Below are 3,472 nucleotides of genomic sequence, written 5' to 3' on the forward strand. Positions count from 1 at the left end.
TACGCCGACCTCGCCGCGCTCGACCGCGCCATGCGGGGCATCGAGCAGGTGCTGCTTATTTCGGGCGGCGGCGAAGACGAGGCCCTGCAAGAGCACCGGAACGTGGTGGATGCCGCCCGGCGCGCCGGCGTGCGCAGCATTGCCTACACCAGCCGCGCCCTGAAAGACCCCGGCACGTTGGTTAATCAGCTCATGATGCGCCACTTCGATACCGAAGCCTATATCCAAGCCAGCGGGCTGCCGCACATCATCTTCCGCAACATCCTGTACATGGACGTGCTGCCCATCTTCACCGGCCCCCACGTGCTGCAAACGGGCATCAACCTGCCCGCCGGCGCGGGCAAAGTGGCCTTCGCCCTGCGCCGCGACATGGGCGAGGCCATTGCCAACGTGCTGCTGGCGCGCAACTTCCACAGCCGCACCTATCACTTTACCGGCGCCGCAGCCTATTCCTTTGCCGACGTGGCCGCCGCCCTCACCGAAGCTTCCGGCCACCCCGTGGCCTACACGCCCATGGAGGCCGCCGCCTTTGCCGCCGGGATGCGGCAGCGCGGCGTGCCCGAAGTCGCCATTGAGCGCACCCTCGGTTTCCTGACCGACATCAAAAACGGCCAGGAGTCCACCGTCAGCCCCGACCTAGCCGCGGCGCTGGGCCGGCCGCCCACCTCCCTGGCCGAAGGGGTGAAGCAGCTGTATAAGTAGTAGCCTCATCCGTGGCGTGGGCTCGGTGCGTCCGCGCCGCGGATGCACCGGCCGGACACTTCGTGCCGTACCTTCGCGGCAGCGAACCATCACCGAATTCTCCGGCTCATGAATCAATACGACGTCACTGTCATCGGCTCCGGCCCGGGCGGCTATGTAGCGGCCATCCGCTGCGCCCAGCTCGGCCTCAAAACGGCCCTCATCGAGAAATACCCCACCTTGGGCGGCACCTGCCTCAACGTGGGCTGCATCCCCAGCAAGGCCCTGCTCGACTCCAGCGAGCACTACCACAACGCCCACTCGGTGTTTGCCGAGCACGGCATCGGCCTCGACAACCTGACGGTGGACATGAACCGCATGATTGACCGCAAGGCCGGCGTGGTGAAGGCCAACGTGGACGGCATCGCCTACCTGATGAAGAAAAACAAAATCGACGTCCTCACCGGCGTCGGTTCATTTATCGACAAAAACCACATCAGCATTGCGCCCCGCGAGGGCGGCGAGGCCCAGCAGATTGAGACAAAGAACGTCATCATCGCCACCGGCTCCAAGCCCACGGTGCTGCCGTTCATCCAGCAGGACAAGGAGCGCATCATCACCAGCACCGAGGCCCTGAACATCCGCGAAGTGCCCAAGCACATGATTGTGATTGGCGGCGGCGTGATTGGGCTGGAAATGGCCTCCGTGTACGCCCGCCTCGGCGCCAAAGTGAGCGTGGTGGAGTTCATGGACAGCATTATTCCGACCATGGACCGCGGCCTGGGCAAGGAGCTGAAGCGCGTGCTGGGCAAAATCGGCATCGAATTCTTCTTCTCGCACAAAGTGACCGGCGCCACCCGCGACGGCGACAACGTGACCGTGACCGCCACCAATGCCAAGGGCGAGGAAGTGAAATTTGAGGGCGACTACTGCCTAGTGGCCGTGGGCCGCGTGCCCTACACCGCCGGCCTCAACCTGGAAGCCGCTGGCGTGCAGATGGAAGAGCGCGGCCGCATCAAGGTCGACGAGCACCTGCAAACCAACGTGCCCGGCATCTACGCCATCGGCGACGTCATTCGGGGCGCCATGCTGGCCCACAAGGCCGAGGAAGAAGGCGTGTTCGTGGCCGAAACCATCGTGGGCCAGAAGCCCCACATCAACTACCTGCTCATTCCCGGCGTGGTGTATACCTGGCCCGAAGTGGCCGGCGTGGGCTACACCGAGGAGCAGCTCAAGGAGCAGGGCAAGGCCTACAAGGTGGGCTCGTTCCCCTTCAAGGCCAGCGGCCGCGCCCGCGCCAGCGGCGACACCGACGGCTTCGTGAAGGTGCTGGCCGACAAAACCACCGACGAAATCCTGGGCGTGCACATGATTGGCCCGCGCATCGCCGACCTCATCGCCGAAGCCGTAACGGCCATGGAGTTCCGCGCCTCCGCCGAGGACGTGGCCCGCATGAGCCACTCGCACCCCACCTACGCCGAAGCCATGAAAGAAGCCTGCCTGGCGGCCACCGAGAACCGGGCCATTCACATGTAATTCTATCCTCATAGCATAACAGAGAAACGGCTGAAGCTCCCCTTCAGCCGTTTCTCTGTTTTATAGCCACTGTGCAGTGAGGTCGGTGGCCGGTTCGTGAGCCGAGCGGCGGGCAAGGCCTGCCACTCACCAGGAGCTGTCAACCTTGCGCAGCCCGAAGGCACCGGCCGAAATTACAAGTGCCGCAACGCTCTTTTTTTCGTGATTCACTCCCACGATAAGGGGGTATTTGAGGAGGCGCCCTACGCGTTTGGTGCCGTGCTGTGCGCCCCTTCGGGCAGTAGCAGCTGTTCCAGTCGTTCCCGGTGTGCATTGCCCCACTGGGCCATCACCTCAATGACGGGCAGCAGCGTGCGGCCAAAATCGGTGAGGCTGTACTCCACTTTGGGGGGCAGCTGCGGATAAATCGTCTTGCTGATGAGGCCGTGGCGTTCCAGCTCGTTGAGCTGCACATTGAGCACGCGCCGGGTAGCGCCGGGGATGTTGCGCTGCAAAGCACTGGGCCGCTGAACGCCCATTGCCATTTGGTAGAGGAGCGACGACTTCCATTTGCCGTTGAGCACTTCTTTGGTCAGCACAATGCCGCAGTCGAAGTCCGGCGCAATCTTTTTCTGGTACATGGCAAGCAAGTGGGCCGGCGAGGCCCTGGCAAGGCATAGGGACAAATGGAGCCCTATGTCATAAAAGTATCAATAGGCAATAAAGTTATCCATTCTTGTCCCCCTGTTTGGGGTGGCGGAAGTTTGTGCCCAGCAACCAGGCCCATTGCGGGCGCTTGGGTGCACCACAATTATTCACTGGTTATCAGTATCATGCTACAAACAAGTTCTGCTTCAACTGCGGTAGCCTACCCCGGCTATCAGGCCTTGCACATTGCCCTCGACCAAGGCCTGGCCACTGTCACCATCGGCCATCCGCCGCTCAATGTCCTGGACATTCCCCTCATCACGGAGCTGATGCGCTTCGTGGCCGCCGTCCGAAACGACGAACAGGTGCGCGTCATCGTGTTTCAGAGCGCCGACCCAGAATTCTTCATCGCCCACGGCGACATGCATTTCATTGCGGACCCCGCGTCGCTGGCGGAGTTCATGGCCGCCGCCGCGCCCTCGCCGCTCAACCCCATGCAGGAACTGCACGAGCAACTGCGCACCCTGCCCCAAATCACGATTGCCAAGATTGCCGGCTTGGCGCGGGGCGGCGGCAACGAACTGCTGCTGGCCCTGGACATGCGCTTCGCCGCCAGCGGGCGCACCGG

At 62.9% G+C, this 3,472-nt stretch carries 4 protein-coding genes; 3 read left to right on the forward strand and 1 reads right to left on the reverse strand.

What is annotated here, in order from left to right; translation table 11 throughout:
• Together ACYVDE_RS17750 and lpdA are read left to right on the forward strand one after the other, a co-directional pair.
• On the forward strand, positions 1 to 702 hold a 702-nt coding region (locus ACYVDE_RS17750; protein ID WP_460502887.1), incomplete at its 5' end, for an NmrA family NAD(P)-binding protein.
• Positions 703 to 810: 108 nt separating this feature from the next.
• Positions 811 to 2,217 carry a dihydrolipoyl dehydrogenase gene (gene lpdA / locus ACYVDE_RS17755; protein WP_460502888.1) on the forward strand — a complete coding sequence of 469 codons (1,407 nt, stop codon included), beginning with the start codon at positions 811 to 813 and terminating at the stop codon, positions 2,215 to 2,217.
• Between the two features lie 242 nt (positions 2,218 to 2,459).
• Here the strand turns inward: lpdA and ACYVDE_RS17760 are convergent, their stop codons facing one another.
• Positions 2,460 to 2,837 (reverse strand): winged helix-turn-helix transcriptional regulator, encoded by a 378-nt coding sequence (locus ACYVDE_RS17760; protein ID WP_460502889.1) that lies wholly within the window; start codon positions 2,835 to 2,837, stop codon positions 2,460 to 2,462.
• Positions 2,838 to 3,029: 192 nt separating this feature from the next.
• Between ACYVDE_RS17760 and ACYVDE_RS17765 the strand changes: the two genes are divergently transcribed.
• Positions 3,030 to 3,472, forward strand: a 443-nt coding sequence (locus tag ACYVDE_RS17765; protein ID WP_460502890.1) for an enoyl-CoA hydratase/isomerase family protein, incomplete at its 3' end; no start/stop codon positions are given.

The sequence above is a fragment of the Hymenobacter agri genome (assembly GCF_054778495.1).

Bases quoted from the DNA above. Each gene is read 5' to 3' on its own strand.
- lpdA (WP_460502888.1), top strand. From the start codon at position 811: ATGAATCAATACGACGTCACTGTCATCGGCTCCGGCCCGGGCGGCTAT.
- ACYVDE_RS17760 (WP_460502889.1), bottom strand. From the start codon at position 2,837: ATGTACCAGAAAAAGATTGCGCCGGACTTCGACTGCGGCATTGTGCTG.